Annotated in this window: 18 protein-coding genes; 4 read left to right on the forward strand and 14 right to left on the reverse strand. The window is 40.3% G+C overall.

Annotated features, from left to right (window positions below; all coding sequences use genetic code 11):
* Nucleotides 1-38: 38 nt before the first annotated feature.
* From P20439_RS05710 to P20439_RS05745, 8 genes are all read right to left on the reverse strand, one after another.
* Nucleotides 39-2,315, reverse strand: a complete 2,277-nt coding sequence (locus tag P20439_RS05710) for an acyl-CoA dehydrogenase (RefSeq protein ID WP_008111592.1) — start codon at nt 2,313-2,315, stop codon at nt 39-41.
* Between the two features lie 224 nt (nt 2,316-2,539).
* Complete coding sequence (locus P20439_RS05715) at nt 2,540-3,328, reverse strand: putative porin (protein WP_008111593.1); 789 nt, start codon at nt 3,326-3,328, stop codon at nt 2,540-2,542.
* A gap of 208 nt (nt 3,329-3,536) precedes the next feature.
* Nucleotides 3,537-3,911, reverse strand: a complete 375-nt coding sequence (locus tag P20439_RS05720; RefSeq protein WP_008111597.1) for a PH domain-containing protein — start codon at nt 3,909-3,911, stop codon at nt 3,537-3,539.
* Nucleotides 3,911-4,819 carry an ABC transporter ATP-binding protein gene (locus P20439_RS05725; RefSeq protein ID WP_008465220.1) on the reverse strand — a complete coding sequence of 303 codons (909 nt, stop codon included), beginning with the start codon at nt 4,817-4,819 and terminating at the stop codon, nt 3,911-3,913. The genes P20439_RS05720 and P20439_RS05725 overlap by 1 nt, the downstream gene beginning before the upstream one ends.
* On the reverse strand, nt 4,816-5,643 hold the full coding sequence (locus tag P20439_RS05730) for an ABC transporter permease subunit (RefSeq protein ID WP_008111602.1): 828 nt from the start codon (nt 5,641-5,643) through the stop codon (nt 4,816-4,818). The genes P20439_RS05725 and P20439_RS05730 overlap by 4 nt, the downstream gene beginning before the upstream one ends.
* 143 nt (nt 5,644-5,786) lie before the next feature.
* Nucleotides 5,787-6,965: a cystathionine beta-lyase gene (locus P20439_RS05735; RefSeq protein WP_008111604.1), complete on the reverse strand. Its 1,179-nt coding sequence runs from the start codon at nt 6,963-6,965 to the stop codon at nt 5,787-5,789.
* A 3-nt stretch (nt 6,966-6,968) separates the two neighbouring features.
* Complete coding sequence (gene nudC / locus P20439_RS05740) at nt 6,969-7,895, reverse strand: NAD(+) diphosphatase (RefSeq protein WP_008465223.1); 927 nt, start codon at nt 7,893-7,895, stop codon at nt 6,969-6,971.
* A gap of 186 nt (nt 7,896-8,081) precedes the next feature.
* Nucleotides 8,082-8,576 (reverse strand): NYN domain-containing protein, encoded by a 495-nt coding sequence (locus P20439_RS05745; RefSeq protein ID WP_008111607.1) that lies wholly within the window; start codon nt 8,574-8,576, stop codon nt 8,082-8,084.
* Between the two features lie 139 nt (nt 8,577-8,715).
* On the opposite strand from P20439_RS05745, the gene P20439_RS05750 reads away from it, so the two are divergent.
* Nucleotides 8,716-9,339 (forward strand): hypothetical protein, encoded by a 624-nt coding sequence (locus P20439_RS05750; RefSeq protein ID WP_008111609.1) that lies wholly within the window; start codon nt 8,716-8,718, stop codon nt 9,337-9,339.
* Complete coding sequence (locus P20439_RS05755; RefSeq protein WP_008111611.1) at nt 9,339-10,082, forward strand: DUF3307 domain-containing protein; 744 nt, start codon at nt 9,339-9,341, stop codon at nt 10,080-10,082. The genes P20439_RS05750 and P20439_RS05755 overlap by 1 nt, the downstream gene beginning before the upstream one ends.
* Before the next feature lie 79 nt (nt 10,083-10,161).
* On the opposite strand, the gene P20439_RS05760 is transcribed toward P20439_RS05755, so the two are convergent.
* Nucleotides 10,162-11,559: a DEAD/DEAH box helicase gene (locus P20439_RS05760; RefSeq protein WP_008111613.1), complete on the reverse strand. Its 1,398-nt coding sequence runs from the start codon at nt 11,557-11,559 to the stop codon at nt 10,162-10,164.
* A 171-nt stretch (nt 11,560-11,730) separates the two neighbouring features.
* On the reverse strand, nt 11,731-12,570 hold the full coding sequence (locus tag P20439_RS05765; RefSeq protein WP_008111615.1) for an isopenicillin N synthase family oxygenase: 840 nt from the start codon (nt 12,568-12,570) through the stop codon (nt 11,731-11,733).
* A 310-nt stretch (nt 12,571-12,880) separates the two neighbouring features.
* On the opposite strand from P20439_RS05765, the gene P20439_RS05770 reads away from it, so the two are divergent.
* The gene (locus tag P20439_RS05770) at nt 12,881-14,083 is read left to right on the forward strand and encodes a bifunctional alpha/beta hydrolase/OsmC family protein (protein WP_008111617.1); all 1,203 of its coding nucleotides are present in this window, start codon (nt 12,881-12,883) and stop codon (nt 14,081-14,083) included.
* 71 nt (nt 14,084-14,154) lie between these two features.
* Here P20439_RS05770 and P20439_RS05775 read toward each other — a convergent pair whose 3' ends face one another.
* The gene (locus tag P20439_RS05775; RefSeq protein ID WP_008111619.1) at nt 14,155-14,901 is read right to left on the reverse strand and encodes an alpha/beta hydrolase; all 747 of its coding nucleotides are present in this window, start codon (nt 14,899-14,901) and stop codon (nt 14,155-14,157) included.
* Between the two features lie 129 nt (nt 14,902-15,030).
* On the opposite strand from P20439_RS05775, the gene P20439_RS05780 reads away from it, so the two are divergent.
* Nucleotides 15,031-15,354 (forward strand): hypothetical protein, encoded by a 324-nt coding sequence (locus P20439_RS05780; RefSeq protein WP_008111621.1) that lies wholly within the window; start codon nt 15,031-15,033, stop codon nt 15,352-15,354.
* Between the two features lie 39 nt (nt 15,355-15,393).
* On the opposite strand, the gene P20439_RS05785 is transcribed toward P20439_RS05780, so the two are convergent.
* The 3 genes from P20439_RS05785 to aspS all read right to left on the reverse strand — a co-directional run bounded on the left by P20439_RS05785 (nt 15,394) and on the right by aspS (nt 18,080).
* Entirely contained in the window at nt 15,394-15,984 is a 591-nt protein-coding gene (locus P20439_RS05785; protein WP_008111623.1) for a pentapeptide repeat-containing protein, read from the reverse strand.
* Nucleotides 15,968-16,192: a hypothetical protein gene (locus P20439_RS05790; protein ID WP_008111625.1), complete on the reverse strand. Its 225-nt coding sequence runs from the start codon at nt 16,190-16,192 to the stop codon at nt 15,968-15,970. Before P20439_RS05790 ends, P20439_RS05785 begins: the two co-directional genes overlap by 17 nt.
* 109 nt (nt 16,193-16,301) lie before the next feature.
* Nucleotides 16,302-18,080 carry an aspartate--tRNA ligase gene (aspS, locus tag P20439_RS05795; protein ID WP_008111627.1) on the reverse strand — a complete coding sequence of 593 codons (1,779 nt, stop codon included), beginning with the start codon at nt 18,078-18,080 and terminating at the stop codon, nt 16,302-16,304.
* Nucleotides 18,081-18,115: the final 35 nt, after the last annotated feature.

Genomic DNA, 18,115 nt, shown 5'->3' on the forward strand with positions numbered 1-18,115 from the left:
TTTTTTACTTTTATCTTCTTTATTGCTTTGGCATCAGGTTAGATATCTTCAGATTTAAAGTTATCTACCGCAATAGCCTGCATTCGCAATCTGTTAGCATGATGCATAGCCTCAGCATCTAGCTTAGTGAGTAATTCATGCTCAAGAGCGTAATCAACAGCTTGTTCAATATCAAAAGTAGCAGGTACCTTACCTTTTCGTTGCCACTGTTTTAACTGTTTAAATTGATTTTGCATGTCGTGCATCGCTAAAAAAGCATTTTCCATCACCCCAGTGCCGGCGCTCTCATCGATGTAACACAAATGAGTAAGCCTATTTCTAAACACGCCAGGTTGCGTCATGTGCTCACAAATACGTTGTGAAGTTGCATCACTTGGTTTGTGATAATGATTGCCTAACGGAAACACAATGCGTTTGAGGGCAAAGTTAACCACCGGGTTAGAGAAATTTTTAAAGAAGCCATCAAATGCTTGGCCTATTTCATACAACGATGTCTCTATTGCATACTTAACGAAAGGTAAATCAGCCTGTTGACGCCCTTCATCTTCAAAACGCTTTAATACAGTAGAAGCAATATATAAATGACTTAATACATCGCCTAAACGCGCTGATATCATCTCTTTGCGTTTAAGTTCACCGCCTAACATGAGCATTGCAACATCAGTTGTAAGCGCAAGTCCTCGGCTCATTCTCCCTAATTGTTTATAGTAAGCTGCGGTTTCTCCACATACAGGCGCTTTGGCAAAATGGCTGCGAGTTAAGCCATGCACTAAAGCCATACTTGCATTGCTGATGGCAAATACAATGTGGTTCATCAGTAGGCCATCAAATTGCTCAAGTGCGGCGTCATCATCTTCCATTGCTGCCGCTTCCATTTCTTTTAATACAAACGGATGGCAACGAGTTGCGCCTTGGCCAAATATCATTAAATTACGGGTAAGAATATTAGCGCCCTCAACCGTAATCGAAACTGGAATACCCATATAGCCATGTGCTAAATAGTTATTAGGCCCAACCTGAATCCCTTTACCTGCATGAATGTCCATTGCATCATTCATTACCGTTCGACCCATTTCGGTCATATGGTATTTTGCAATAGCAGTCACTACCGATGGACTTAGTTTTAAATCAATGGCGCCAGCTGTCATTAACCGGCACGATTCCAGCGCATAAGTTAAGCCACCAATACGTGCTAACCCTTCTTGAACCCCTTCAAATTGACCAATTGACACACCAAATTGTTGACGAACAACTGAATAAGCCGAAGTCATTTTAGCCGCTAAATGCCCTGTTGCAGTACTTAATGCCGGTAACGAAATACCACGCCCAGCACTTAAACACTCAACCAACATGCGCCAACCGCGCCCAGCCCCTTGCTGACCACCGATAATCCAATCAAGCGGAATAAATACGTCTTCACCGTAAGTTGTACCATTCATAAACGCCATATTGAGTGGATAATGACGCTCGCCGGTTTTAACACCCGGATGATCGGTTGGTATTAGTGCACACGTAATACCCAGTTCTTTTTCATCGCCTAACAAGCCGTCAGGGTCATACATTTTAAATGCAAGGCCAAGTACTGTCGCCACAGGCGCAAGGGTAATGTAACGTTTTGACCAATTTAAACGCAGCCCTAAAACTTCCTTACCGTCATGCTCGCCTTTGCATACCACGCCTGAATCGGAAATACTGCCGGCATCTGAACCGGCCTCTGGACCGGTTAATGCAAAACAAGGCACATCGTCGCCCTTTGCCAGGCTCGGTAACCAGCGGTTTTGTTGCTCAGTTGTTCCGTAATGAAGTAATAACTCACCCGGCCCTAAGCTATTAGGCACCATTACCGTCACTGCAGCGGTTAAGCTTTTAGTGGCGATTTTTGACACTATGGTAGAGTTAGCAATGGCTGAAAATTCTAATCCTCCAAATTTTTCTGGGATGATCATTGCAAAAAAACCTTCGGTTTTTAAAAAATCCCAGACTTCTTTGGGTAAGTCTTTATCTTTTTGTACTATTTTATAGTCATCAAGCATAGCTAATAACGCTTCGACCTGATTTTCAATAAACGTAGTTTCTTTCTCACTTAACTGTGGGCGCGGGTAATTATGTAACTTTTGCCAGTCAGGATCACCACTAAATAGCTCCCCATCCCACCACACATCACCTGCCTCCATTGCTTCTCGCTCAGTTTGCGATAATGGCGGCAATACTTTTTTAAACATCTTAAAAGTGGGTCGGGTAATTAAATTAAGGCGGATATCTTTAATCGCAAACACCACGATCACCACAACCAGTAATATAATAAATACTGACATAAGCACATTCCTTTACAGTTATAAAAACACTGATTTAATTATGACCGATCTTAATTTAAATACAATGGCTAGCCAGTCGAGTGCAACTAAATGATGAGCCTAGCCAATTGCAATTTAAAATATAACGATAAGTAGGATTACACATTTATTACACACAGCAAAAAGCCCACAAATGTGGGCTTTTCACTACTTAACTGGTTTAATTTATGCGATTAAACGCTTAATTAAAACTGAAAACGCATGTTAGCAAAGTAAGCATCGTAATCTGAGTCATCTGCGTTGTTGCCGTAACCCACTTTTAAACCAATATTTTTATTGATGAAGTGTTGAGCACCAAAGGTGTAGTTGTCTTCTTTATCATAAGATGCAAACACAGAAGTCGCTTTTGAAAAGTAGTAGTTTGTTTCTACGTTCCACTGGTCATCTGCTTCATCAAGGCTCATAAATGTACCTTCTACAGTTAGGTAGTTACCTTGCTGTAAATCAATGAAATATTTAGCAGCTACTGAACGAGAGTCAAAATCATCATCTGATTCAACAGTGATACCTACGTAATCTGTATCGTTAAGCATGTGGTTGTATGCTAAAGAAAATAATGTAACGTTATCGCCGTCTTTTTTATCAACAAATCTTACTTTTGCAAGTAAGTCAGGGTTGAAAAAGTAACCAGCTGAAAGTGTATAGAACTCGTTATTAGAGTTGTAATCAGCATTTTGGTAAGACGCACCAACCATAAAATCTTCAACGAAGTATTCACCGCCAATAGCAGTTACATCGCCAAAGTCGTCATCTGCGTAGCCGCCAAATACGTTGCTTTGCTTATTGATGTATTCAAATTGGTCGTATGGACCTAGTGTGCTTTTAGGAGAGAAGTAGTAAGTTGAGTCCACACTAATAGTATCGTTGTTATCAGTATCTGCATAACCTAAGTTACTGATTGATTGATAGCTATCTGCAGCGTGTGCAGCACTTGATAATAAAATACCTGAAATAATAATCGCTAATTTTTTCATAATGAAACATCCCTATGTACATTGTTTTTGTACTTTAACTGCATTGCTAAAGTGGGGGTATGCTAACGCTGCGAAACTGAACGAAAACTGAACCAAGCAATTGTATTTGTTAGGGAAATTGTAAGAAAATGTTGGAGAATTTTATGTTAAAGTAATCGCAACAAACTGTAAACAATTACTTTAATTTTGCACCGCTTTTTGGTTGTTTCTATAATGAGTACTGGCTGATTATCCTATAAACATCATTTATGTTATCGCCTGCTTTAAAGTCTTTGCTGATAGGATTTGGATCAGATCCAACCCAAATTTTCAGTTCTGCATCTAAATCAAAGTGCCCCGCACTTTCTTTACTGAACTTAGTTATCTTAGAGTAAGCAATACTGATCATTTCCATTTTAGAACCAGTCACACCTTGTTTATCTAATAAAATTAGTCGCTTATTAGTAAAGATAAACATATCACGAACTACTTTATACGCCTTTTCAACTCGCTCACCTTCAATAAGCGTATTAGCCAATACTTTTTCTAAATCGGCGTCATCCACTTCACTGGCGTTACCCATTAAACCACTAAATAATCCCATTATAGTTTCTCCTGTTTAAATATTTGATTTTCTAGAGTATGACCATTTACTAACTGCCTATACTGCCAATTCTGTTGGCGGCAAAATTGCAACAGCGCGATGTCAAGTGAATCGCTAGTTGGTTGATACTCAATCACATACTCTTTATGTTGACTCATATAAACACGACTCACACCCTCAATTGCTTGCAGTTGTTGCTCCACATTTTGATACGCTTCACTTAGCATTAAGGTATAAAAGTGCTTATCAGTATTCGCCGCTTTAGTTTGATGCTCGCTTAATATGCCTTTATCTAAATGTAGTACTTGGGAGCAAAGTCGTTCTAGTTCAGTTAAATCATGAGAGCTTAAAATAAACGTCGCTTGAGACGACAGTTCAGACACCAGCTCTCTGACCTCTCTGGCATGAATCGGATCAAGCCCTGCGGTGGCTTCATCTAACATTACAATTTGCGGTGAACCAATTAATGCTTGTGCTATGGTTACACGCTTGCGCATACCGTGAGATAAGTCCCCTGCGCGGTTTTTTGCAACCTCGCTAAGACCCACTAAATCTAATACTCGAAGTGCCTCTATTTGGCTTTGCTTGGTGCCCATACCTTGTAGCTTGGCATAAAAGCTAAGTTGTTTATCTATATTAAAACGCGGATCTAGCTGTGCATCTTGTGGTAACGCACTCACTTTATTAAATAAAGCCGCGCTACCTGGTTTATGGCCGAGTATTTCAAGCTCACCCATGCTAGGTGCGATATAGCCACACAACAAACTAAATAAAGTGGTTTTCCCTGCGCCATTAGGGCCAACTAATGCAACTGGCGCGCCTTTTTGAATCTCAAAATTCACATTATTAAGAGCCAGTTTTGAGCCGTATGATTTACTTAAATTACGCCCTGTTATTAATGATTTCATAATGAGCTCCTTGCAAAAATACGTTGGGCAACTGCAAGTAACACCGCTGTTTGCCCAAGTGGAATAGCTAATGCGCTCAATAACGGTAAGTTTTGTCCAGCTAATAACTCTATTTGCACACCAGGGAATAAATAATCAAGCACACTTAATGCGGGTATTTGCCACTCCAGTAATCCAACAATAATGCCGCCGGCTGTGAAATATAAAATAGCTAATACAATAGATAAGCGAGATGAGCTCGCAAAAGTATTAATTAAGCTCATTAAGGCTACAAACGGCGTAAAAGTAACAATGAGTATTAAAAATATTGAAACAGCACGACCAAGGCCACCAGCAAGTAAGCTCGGCTCGCGAAACCCGAGCACCGCCAATGTCGCTATAAGCGTGATGCCAACTAAACAGGTTAGTACCGCTAACTGCCCTAAAAATCGACCAAAGAGTATTTCAAAGCGAGTTGAGCGTAATGATAAAAACCTTAGCGTACCGCGCTCTCTGTCACCGACGGTTTGATCACTACAAATAAATAAGCTAAAAACAGGAAAACTATACAAAGCAATAAGCCAATACATAGCAAATTCGGCTTCAGGCCAATCAAGTAACTTACTTAATCCAATAGAGCCGGAAATATCACGGGCTATTTGTTCAAAGTCTGGCGAGCTGATTATACCTACAGCTTGGCCTATGGGGTAACGTAAAATAACAAGCCACACTAGCGCAAAAGCCGCCAGTGCAATAAGCCCTCGTTTAGTTAAAAACATACGTACCAGCTCAAAACCCGCGATTTGGGTTAAGCGCCCTACGTTAACTGGTGATGGTGTTGCCATTGACTATCCTTAATGACGTTGTTCATAATTTAAAATAAGCGTTATTTAACAACACTAAGTGTAAACACGTTGAATTGCTAGCAAAAAAAAGCCTACTCAGAGGTAGGCTTTGTAACAAATAATGTAATTTAAACAATTAGTAATTATAAATGTTGCTCATAAATAGCTAATGCTTGCTGTAAGTCGGCAATTAAATCTTCAACATCTTCCAAACCAATGTGCAAACGAATAACAGGTCCATGCTCCCATCCTGTTTGCGAGCGCAGCCCTTTCATTGATAGGTTTGCCGTTACTAAGCTCTCGAAGCCCCCCCACGAAAAGCCCATTTTGAAATGTTGTAAGCTATCTAAAAAAGCATCTATGGCGTGTTGATTACCCGCTTTCATTACAAACGAAAATAAACCATTACTGCCGTCAAAATCGCGTTTGAAAAACTCATGGCCTGGGCATGTTGTAAACGCAGGATGGCGAATATGATCCACCAACGCATGTTGCTCAAGCCATTTTGCTACTTCTAGCGCGGCTTTTTCATGCTGATTTAATCGCACTGCCATGGTACGCAAGCCTCGTAGTGCTAAATACGCATCATCTGCACTGGTGCATTGCCCGAGTAAATAAGAGTGTTCACGAAGTGTTGGCCAATACTTTTTATTAGCTACAGCAACCCCCATCATCACATCGGAGTGGCCAACAATATATTTGGTGGCGGCTTGAATACTAATATCAACACCATGTTCAAGCGGGCGATAATGCAAGCCATTGCCATAGGTGTTATCAAGCACTGTCATTACATTATGATCGTTTGCCACTTTTACCATGGCGGGAACGTTTTGAACTTCCATGGTAATTGAACCCGGAGACTCTAAAAACAACATTTTGGTATTGTCTTGAATGTACTCTTTTATGTCTGCGCCAATCATTGGCGGATAATAGGTCGTACTAATACCCAACCCAGCTAATATCTTGTCGCAAAAATCACGGGTTGGCTCGTAAACAGTGTCCACTATTAAAATATGATCACCGGACTTTAAAAATGATAACAGCGTTTGGCTTATCGCTGCCGCGCCACATGGGTATAACGCACAGCCCTCACCGCCTTCGAGTTCGGTAATTGCCTCTTGCAGAGCAAAATGAGTGGTCGTCCCTCTTCGGCCATAAAACAAGGTTTTGTCGCCACGTGTTTTAGCCGCTTCTTTAAGCTCACTCACAGAATCAAACACAATCGTTGAAGCGCGCTGTACCACTGGATTTACTACCCCATGGGTGTACGCTTTTTTGCGCCCTGATGACACTAATTGGGTATTTTTATTTTTGCTCGACATAATTCATCCTTTGCTATGAGTGCGCCAATATTCAATTAAATAACGTGAAATAGAATCTGCTCTAGGTAGCTTTAAATGCTCCCCTTGATGGTGCCAATCTTTAAATTGCGCAAGTTCTTCGCGAGAAAACCACTTTGCATCTTCAAGTTCATCTTGCTCTGTGCTTATTTCATCACTGCTTGCTGTGGCAATAAAACCCAGCATAATTGATGAAGGAAACGGCCAAGGTTGAGAAGCAATATACTCTGCTTTTTCCACGGTAATACCCGCCTCTTCTTTTACTTCTCGGATCACGGTTTGTTCAAGGGTTTCACCAGGGTCAACAAAGCCTGCAAGCGATGAATACAATCCTTTTGGCCAAGTTGCTTGGCGACCCAATAAGCAGCGTTCAGTCCCATCAGAAAATGTTTTAGTTACCACCATAATAACGGCAGGATCAGTACGCGGAAAAGTTTGGTGCAAACAGGCTGCGTTATCACATAAACGTGAATGCCCTCCTTCAACTAAGTGATTTTTAGTACCACAGCGGCCACAAAAACTATGAGTGGCATGCCAGTAACATAACCCACGAGCAAGCGCTGCATTTGAGCCATCTTCAAGTGCTACTTGAGTACCATATTGACGAATATCTGCAAACTGGGCATCACCAATAATAGTTGCTAATAACGACTCTTCGAGTGCAGTTACATCTAGTGCAAATACGGCATTACCTTGCTCATTTGAGCCTAAAAGAATAGCCTGCGTTACATCTAAATGCGCCACCTGTTGGTGAGCTAAGTACACCACCTCAGGGCTACTGTTAGCAAATAAGGTATGATTGCCTTTAACTAAAAGCCATAAACTGTCTGCTGTTTTTTTTGCGTCAACCCAAGCAAGGTCTTTGCGCGCATTTGAGCCTCTGTCTAACGGCATATTACTGTAGTTAAGCATGTAATTCCTTGATACTAATTGAATCTTAAAATTACCATACTCATCCACTAAACCCAATTTATTAGCGCCATAAAAAAAGCCTAAATTAGGCTTAATTAATCTATGTACCCACTGTATTAGAAACTCTCATGTTTAAGGCACACATCCTGCTCAAAAATCAACCAAAGAATGCAGTGTTACTATTTTTTAAAGTAGTAACTGTTTGTCTATTAAATGAAACTGCTCGGCACTTTGCTTTAGCACCTCTGCGGTTAATTTATCGGCACCGTATACATCACACGGAACATTATATTGATTTTTTAAATGCCCCAGTAATAACGCAAAGTCACCATCACCAGAGAGTAAAATAACTTTATCAAGGTTTTTCCCCTGCTCTAGCATATCTATGGTTATACCTACATCCCAGTCACCTTTGGCACTGCCATCACGGCGTTGAATAAACGGCTTAAGCTTTACCTCAAAGCCAATAGCGCGCAAAATATTTTGAAACTGATTTTGCTTTTCATCACCTCGGTATATTGCATAAGCAAACGCACACTCAATGTCGTATTGTTGCTCCATCATTCGCCAAAAGGCATTGTAATCAAAGTTTTTACCGTAGCTTTCACGACAGGTGTAATAAATATTTTGTACATCGACAAAAATACCTACACGAGGTTTACTGCTTGGTTGTGAGGTCATTCTTATGTCCTAATGAGTAATACTTGCAATTGCGTGTTAAGTAACCTAAATTAGTTACCAAACCCAATGTAACCAAATAAGGTTACATTTAACAATGTAACCTAAATTAGTTACATATAAATAATCTATCTGGATTTTTATGATTGGTGTGATCAGCGGCGATATTATTAAATCGCAAAAAATACCTAAACAACAATACGATGCCATGCTTTACCAGCTAGAGCAAAGTTTACGTGCAAATTGCAATAAAACAACATCTTGGGATATTTACCGTGGGGATGCATTTCAACTGCAACTCGATAAAAGTGAACAGTTAGTTACCACCGCTATTCTCATTTATCTACAGTTAAAATCTGCCGGCTATGAATTGCGCCAAAGTATGGCATTGGGCCACATAGATAACCCGGGTACGAGTACAAAAACCGCTACAGGCTCAGCGTTTACTCTCTCTGGGCAGGGATTAGATAAAATGACAAACCAGCGTTTTACATTTGCTATTGCAGATCAATCGGTTGATGAGAGCTTCAAGCTAAACTTAGCGTTTGTCGATATATTACTGTGTAAAATAACCCAAAAACAAGCAAATGCTTTGTATGTGTATTTAACCCATACTAATAACAACCATGCAGCCTTAGCTAAAGAGCTCAACACCAGCCGCGAAAACGTTACTAAGCTACTTAATCTTGCTAACTACCAGCTGGTAGAACGGTTTATTTTACATGCGCAACAATGGCTTAAAGCTATACAGCAAGGACATGACTAATGGAATTTTCACTATTGCTCGTCGCACTGATTATTGGCCATCTACTGGCTGATTTTTATTGGCAACCCATGAGTTGGGTAAACGACAGAAACAGCCGCCATTTTAAAGCAAAAAAACTTTACTACCATATATTGGTTCACGGAGTTACCAGTACAGTCGTTGTTGCACTTTGGGAATATAGCTTTGGCTGGCAACAACTGAGCAGCGTATTACTGGCCACCGTTATTATTATGATCAGTCACTACTTTATTGATATTGCTAAATCGTATTCAAATAAAGGCGTAGTGCCTTTTTTATTAGACCAAATTGCACATATCACTGTCATTATTGCGATAAGTATTTGGCTCACTGACGATCAGCAATTTACTGACAATGTAATGGCGTTATTGCACAACGAAAAAGTACTGTGGGTTATAGCTGGTTACCTTATTATTTTAAGCCCCAGTGCGGTATTTATAAGAATGATGTTAGAGCGTTTAACTAATCACTTTTCTAGTGATGGTAGCCTCCCCTTAGCAGGACAAAGTATTGGTATGCTTGAAAGAGTACTTATGCTGACATTTATTTTATTAGATCAGTTTGCAGGGCTTGGGTTTTTAATTGCCGCTAAATCGGTGTTTAGATTTGGCGACTTAAGTGCCAGCAAAGATAAACAACTCACTGAATATGTGATGCTAGGAACGTTACTGAGCGTCAGTGTTACTTTATTTGTAGGATTAGCAGTTAATTATTTAATCGGTTAGTAAAGCTTTAAAATAGGCATTAAAAAACGCGCTACCAGTAAAAGTAAGCGCGTTTTTTATTAAAACGAACTAAACCTAATTAGTCGTTATTTGCTGGACGACGACGGCGTTGACCACTGCCCCCAACCGATTGACGCTTTGCCCATGGGTTTTGTGGATTATCATCGGTTTTAGCTGCTGGCTTTTTAGAGCCACCACGACGTGGGCCTGTACCATTGCCACCATTGTTAGGCTTTTTGCTGTTAGGTTTGCTGCTATCTGATTTAGGCTTATTAAATGGTTGTTTTTTCTTTGGCTTTTTAGCCGGTAACGGGCGTGCATCGAGTGCGCGCTCAGCAACAGGGTTAGCCGGTTCAAAACCTTCTTCTTCAGCACGTGGAATTAGCTCGCCAATAAAGCGCTCAATGCCGTATAAATCTACTGCATCGTCAACCGTTACAAACGAAATAGCATGCCCTGATGCCCCCGCACGACCAGTTCGGCCAATACGGTGAACATAATCTTCATATACATTAGGTAAGTCGTAGTTTACAACATGCGGTAATTCAACAATGTCTAAACCACGAGCAACAATGTCGGTTGCCACTAATACGCGCACTTCACCACTTTTAAAGCCCTCTAGTGCTTTAACGCGCGCGCCCTGAGATTTATTGCCATGGATTGCCGCGCCAACAATATCATCGCGTTCAAGTTGCTTAACTAAACGATTAGCACCGTGTTTAGTACGACTAAATACCAGTACTTGCTGCCAATCGTTGCTACGAATTAAATGGCTTAATAGGGCCGTTTTACGTGCTTTGTCTACTGCGTATACGCTTTGCGTGACACTTTTTGCGGTAGTGTTTTTAGCCGCAACAGAAATTTCAACGGGGTCGTTAATTAACCCTTTTGCCAGCGCGCGAATATCATCCGAAAACGTTGCTGAGAACATTAAGTTTTGACGCTTTTCAGGCATTTTTGCAATCAGGCGTTTAATGTCATGGATAAAGCCCATGTCTAACATACGGTCGGCTTCATCTAAAACCAGTACTTCAACGCTATCAAATTTAACCGCGTTTTGATTGTGTAAATCAATTAAACGCCCTGGTGTCGCCACTAAAATATCAACCCCTTTGCGCAGGCGCTGCATTTGTGGGTTAATTTTAACACCACCGTAAACAACAAACGAACTCACGTTTGAATGCTTAGCATATTCTTCAACGTTTTCGCTTACTTGCAACGCAAGCTCTCGGGTTGGCGTTAAAATAAGCGCACGAACATGATTACTTTTTGCTTTAGTGCCCGACGATAAACGCTCAATAAGCGGCAAAGTAAAACCAGCGGTTTTACCGGTACCGGTTTGCGCTGCGGCCATTACATCGCGACGTGCAATAATTGCTGGAATAGCTTGAGCCTGAATAGGCGTTGGCGTTTCATAGCCCTTTTCTAAAACCGCATTAACTAAAGACTGTGATAAACCTAAACCATCAAAACTCATATAAACTCTCTATTTCAAATTAGGCCAAAGTGGCCAGTTGCGCGCATTATACCTTTAGTGGCTCAGAATGCATGCCATTATTTACTTTGTGCCAAATCAATAAACACAAATACTAAAAAAGCGGCTAAACAGCCGCTTTTTATTTACCTGAGCATTACAAATACTAAAAGATTATTTTACACCTAACTCACGTAAACGCTCTTGTAAGTAGCTATCTGCTGTGTAGCGATCAGATAACACCACATCTGGACGAGGGTGTAAAAACAATGGTAATGAAATACGTGATTTGGTTGTTGCTTTACCCGATGGATTAATTACACGGTGAATCGTTGATGGGAAGTAGCCACCCGATGCTTCTTGTAACATGTCACCAATATTAATAATTAGACTACCAAAATCACATGGCACGTCTAACCAACCGCCATCGGTTTTTTGTACTTGTAAGCCTGGCTCATTTGACGCCGGTAATACGGTTAATAAGTTAATATCACCGTGCGCAGCAGCACGAATAGCACCAGGCTCTTCATCACCTGTCATTGGCGGGTAATGTAAAATACGTAACAACGTTTGCTCAGACTGGGCAATCATATCTTTTAAATCAATAGAGAACTTAGCACGCACTTCTTCAGGCGCTTCAGCCTGCACCCAACTTAATAATGTTGCCGCAAATTCATTAGCTAAACGGTAGTACTCACGAACATCTGCTTCTAATTGTGCAGGAACACGGCCTTTAGGGTAAACATGAAAGTACTCTTTAATGTCTTTTACCGTATGGCCTTTAGCTACTTCTGATACCGACGGTGGAAAATAACCATCTTGCGTTTCTTTTGAAAATAAAAACTCATGCTTTTGCTCTGAGTTAAAAAAGTCTTGCCAATTTTTATAAATAGACTCAACTAAAGATTGCGGAATAGGATGGTTTTTTAATACGCCAAAACCAGTATTTCTCAACGATTCAACAAATTGCGCAGCCGCATCGTCCGCTTTATAATCAACTGTAGGTAATTGCATGGTACATTCCAGTAAGTAGGTTGTTAGAAGCCATTTACTAATTCGCTTAAGCCACAGGTCTACACGAAATTAGTATTACATTCAAATATAGCTTAACTACTTAATTCAAGTAATAAAGGCTGCATTTTTATGCTGTGCGAGGATAGACAAACCCCCTTGAAATTATAAGGACATATGTCCGCACTCAATAAGCAAGCCTTCTCTGCCTTGATCAAGATCAAAATAACGCTTGTATTGAATTTTCACCCCATCGTACCAATCTATTCCTTATCAGCATCACACACTATATCAACTTGTTAAGGCTCTCTACATGCGACAAAAAGTTTCTTTTAAAAGCGGTGAATTAGAACTCGCTGGACAACTTGAACAGCCCTCTGGTGAACTGAAATTTTATGCCTTATTTGCTCACTGTTTTACCTGCTCTAAAGATGTAGCGGCTGCAACACGAATAAGTCGCGCGCTCACTCAGCAAGGCATTGCTGTATTACGCTTTGATTTTACTGGGCTTGGTAATAGCGATGGTGACTTTGCCAACAGTAACTTTTCATCAAACATTCAAGACTTAGTGGCTGCAGCCAATCACTTAAGAACACACTTTAAAGCACCTCAGTTATTGATAGGCCACAGTTTAGGTGGTGCTGCGGTGCTTGCAGCAGCAGAGCACATACCCGAAGTATCGGCCATTACGACTATAGGTGCGCCATCGGATGCTCAGCACGTTACCCATAATTTTGCTGCTCATTTAGATGAAATAAACCAATCGGGTGAAGCAAAAGTGTGTTTAGCTGGGCGGGAATTTACGATTAAAAAACAATTTATAGATGACATCGCTAAATACGATAACAGCCATATAGGCAAGCTTAAGCGTGCTTTGTTAGTCATGCACTCCCCTATTGATGCAACAGTAAATATTAGTGAAGCCGAAAAAATTTACGCAGCTGCTAAGCATCCAAAAAGCTTTATTAGTTTAGATAACGCCGATCATTTACTCAGCAATAAAGAAGACGCTAACTACGCAGCCGATGTCATTGCTACATGGGCTAATCGCTATGTTGAATACGATAAAACACCTTACAATGCCAAATTAACTAACGGCAGTGTATTGGTTGAAGAAAAAGATCATCAATTCACTCAGCACGTGAGTACTAAAAGCCATACATGGCTTGCTGATGAGCCTACTGATGTTGGTGGTAAAAACTTAGGCCCAGATCCTTATGATCATTTACTCGCTGGGCTTGGAGCGTGTACTGCAATGACACTGCGCATGTATGCAAGTCGCAAAGAGTTACCGTTAGAGCATGTAAAAGTAGAGCTTAATCATACCCGCAATTACAACCAAGATTGTGATGATTGTGAAAAAACCGGCAATCTAGAGGCCATTACTCGCAAAATAACCTTACAAGGTGATTTAACTGACGCTCAGCGAAATCGATTACTCGAAATAGCTGATAAATGCCCTGTGCATAAAACGCTACATAACAGCCCTTTGGTGGTTAGTGAGCTGGTAGAGTAACTTAAAACTAAAATAGCGCAGTAAGCCCTGCGCTATATTTAGGATTTTAATTTAAAAACTGACTGTATCGTTTAATTTTCTAAAAACGCCGCTACCTCTTTACTCATTCTATCCACCAGCCATTTAGGCCCGCCATCGTACATATCGTTATGACGTGATTCTGCTATCAACGTTTGCGTAACGGGATAAACCGTTAACTCTTGGTCGGTTAAAAGCACGTTTGTATCAGCTGGGTAATCACTACCTCGAAGTGTGAGCACGCGTGTGTTTTTATTGCGTGGCAATAACATGCGGCGGTGATCGAGCGTAATTAATTGGCTTACTTCACTTGGGTAAATAGCTGCATACAAGGCTGAAATATCTCCACCATTTGAGTGGCCAAATAAAGTGAGTTTTGTAAAATCATACTCAGGGTATTTAACACTTAGCTCATTAACTAAAAATTTGAGTGTTACAACACCCCGGTGCCAATTTTCCATACGAGTAGTTAGGTATGGCTGCGCACGATTAAGTGCAGGGTCACTTTTAAGCTCATGCGCTACCGCAATGCTTAAATAACCTTGCGCATTAAATAACTTACTCGCAAAAGTGTATTCATTGTGGCTAATGCCATACCCTGCATTTACAAATACCACTGGGCATTTGACTTGCGCGCTGCACTTAAGGTGGTTAGCTGGTAGGGTAATATTTACAGGTATAGAGCGATTACGACTTTCATCAATGATTGCATCGTCTTGGGCATAACTTGATGATGCAAATAGCATAGTGCTTAAAGTCAGTGCACTTAACATTAAACGCTTTTTTATAATTTTTAACATGTATTCCCTTGTATTACTTATACATTTTTAACTAACATTAATTTTTATTATAAAGGTTAGCGCGCGCCTTTGCTAATTTGTGCGATAATAGCGATTATTGTTTTACTATTATCGCAAAAGAATCCATTCATGAAATCATATAGCAGCATTGAACAACGCATCGACATTCTCCAAAGCAGAATTGAAGCCTACCAAGAAGAAATTAAAGTGTTACAAGCCGAGCCGAAAAGTAACAATGAACGGATTATTTTTAAGTTCATTGAAACCGGCAGTACAGGTAAAACCAAAGATTTTGTGAGAGAGCTGGGAATTAAATCGCCGCGTGATAGCTTATATTCATCAGGTGATGTAACTAAACTGATTAAAGATGGCGCTGATGATATTTCGCCAGAGCTACTGAGCATAGCCCGTGCACTTGCTAGCGCGCGCAACAAAAATGGCCCTGCTTGCTAATAGTAAATATAATAACGTATTAGCCGTAAGCTCTTGCGGCTAATCAACCAGCTCGATATCAAGTCCTGTTAATAGATTTAACGCTTCAAGCCGTTCAAACTTTGCATTACTCACATCATTGCTTGTTATATCAATATTAAATTGCGTTGCGCCAACAAAGTTTACTTTACTCAAATTAGTTTGATGAAACAGGCTGTCTCTAAAGTCAGTATCCGAGAAGTTGCTTTGAGCTAAGTTAGCGTGTCTAAAATCGACATCTTTGGCAAAACAGTTCGTCATTGTTAACGCTTTTAACTGTAATTCAAAAAACGAACTATGGCTCAGCTCACACTGTTTAAAACTCACCGGTGACGTTAGCGCTAATTGCGGCCAATTTACTTGTCCCCAAACTATGCTATTGAGCTTACAGCCTTTAAAATCCACCTCTTCTAATGAACTATAGTTCCAACTTAAATCACTCAAATTGCAATTGATAAACTCACAATCGATAAAACGACAGTTACTGAATTGACTGTGGCTAAAGTCACACTCAATAAATTGGCATTGCTCAAATTCAATGCCACTAAAACGTTGAGCTGTTGCTTTAACCTTGAAGAATTCGTGCTCATAATAATCATTTTGTGAAAACATCAGACGGCTTTTTAGGTAAATCACTCTTTAAAGCTAATACAGCAATAAATATAAGCCCAAGTATCGGCACCAAACCTAAAAAGCCACCGATAATACCGACTATTATAGGAGTTGTTGTTTTACGCTTTCCTAAGAAATAACTAACTAGCCCAAATATCGGTATTAAAACGAGAACTATAAGACCTAAAAGGGTCGCATTAAAAGACATTTTATTTCCTTATTATTAATTAGTTAAGCTTAAAGTAAATCATAAAAAAACCCTTGGGTATAGGCCTAAGGGTTTTTAAAGTCGGTGCAATTAAGCACGGTGTAATAACTTATTCAGCTGGTTTTTCAGCTTTTTCAACAACGTTGATAGCAAGCTCAGTCAATGAATCTGCATTGGCTTTGCTAGGCGCATCGGTTAATAAGCACGATGCTTGTGTGGTTTTAGGGAAAGCAATAACGTCACGAATGTTATCAGTACCACATAGCAACATAACTAAACGGTCTAAACCGAACGCTAAACCTGCATGCGGCGGTGTGCCGTATTTAAGTGCATCAAGTAAGAAACCAAATTTATCTTGCTGCTCTTGCGCTTCAATACCTAAAATTCTAAATGCTACTTCTTGCATATCTGCATTGTGAATACGTACCGAGCCACCGCCCACTTCGTAGCCGTTTAATACCATATCGTAAGCATCTGAAATAGCCGCTGCTGGGTTTGCTTCAAGCTCACTGGCACTAATATCTTTTGGTGCAGTAAATGGATGGTGTACAGCGTGTAGTGTGCCTTCGTCATCTTCTTCAAACATTGGGAAGTCAACAACCCAAAGTGGTGCCCAGCTATCTAAATTAGTGATTTCTAAATCAATACCAATTTTTAAACGAAGTGCGCCCATGGCTTCATTTACGGTGTTGCGTTTATCCGCACCAAATAAAATGATATCGCCTGTTTGTGCATTAGTACGTTCAAGTAACTGCGTGATCACATCTTCATTTAAGAATTTAGCGATTGGCGATTGCACGCCCTCAACGCCTGCATCACGGTCATTTACTTTCATCCATGCTAAGCCTTTAGCACCGTAAATACAAATAAACTTAGTGTAATCATCTAGTTGCTTACGAGAAAGTGATGCACCACCTGGAACAGTTAGCACTGCAACACGGCCTTTTTCATCATTTGCTGGACCCGAGAATACTTTAAATTCTACGTCTTTTACTAAATCGGCTACATCAATAAGCTTCATTGGGTTACGTAAGTCTGGCTTATCAGAACCATATAGGCTCATTGCCTCAGAGTAAGGCATAATTGGGAAATCACCTAAATCAACATTTAGTAATGACTGCCACATTTCACGGATCATTTTCTCTGTCATACCACGTACTTGATCAGAGCTCATGAACGAGGTTTCTAAATCTATTTGAGTAAATTCAGGTTGACGGTCAGCACGTAAGTCTTCATCACGGAAACATTTAACAATTTGGTAGTAACGGTCAAAACCCGACATCATCAACAATTGCTTAAATAACTGTGGCGACTGCGGTAATGCGTAAAAGCTACCTTTGTGTACACGACTTGGTACTAAATAATCACGCGCACCTTCTGGCGTTGCTTTAGTTAATACTGGCGTTTCGATATCTAAAAAGCCATTTTCATCTAAAAAGCGACGTACAAAGCTGCTTGCTTTAGCACGTAATTTAATACGGTCGCTCATTTCTAAACGACGTAAATCTAAGTAACGGTATTTTAAACGACGCTCTTCTGAGTTCACTTGGTTAAAATCAAGTGGCATAGGCTCAGAGCGGTTAATAATCGTTAAACCCGTGCCTAAAATTTCTACTTCACCGGTAGCCATGTCTTTATTTACTTGGCTGTCTGGGCGAGCGCGTACAATCCCTTTTAACTGAACACAAAATTCTTGACGAAGTTTGTTAGCTGTTTCCATTAATCCTTCAACTTCCGGATCGAATACAACTTGTACTAAACCTTCTCTATCGCGTAAATCGACAAAGATAAGTCCACCAAGGTCACGTCGTTTGTTGATCCAGCCACATAGTTCAACTTCCTGATCTACGTGAGTTTTATTTAGCTGTCCGCAGTATATAGAGCGCATAGTTTTCCTGTCAGATAAAAGGCATATAGCGGTTA

Source organism: Pseudoalteromonas sp. BSi20439 (genome assembly GCF_000241165.1).
Taxonomy (GTDB): domain Bacteria; phylum Pseudomonadota; class Gammaproteobacteria; order Enterobacterales; family Alteromonadaceae; genus Pseudoalteromonas.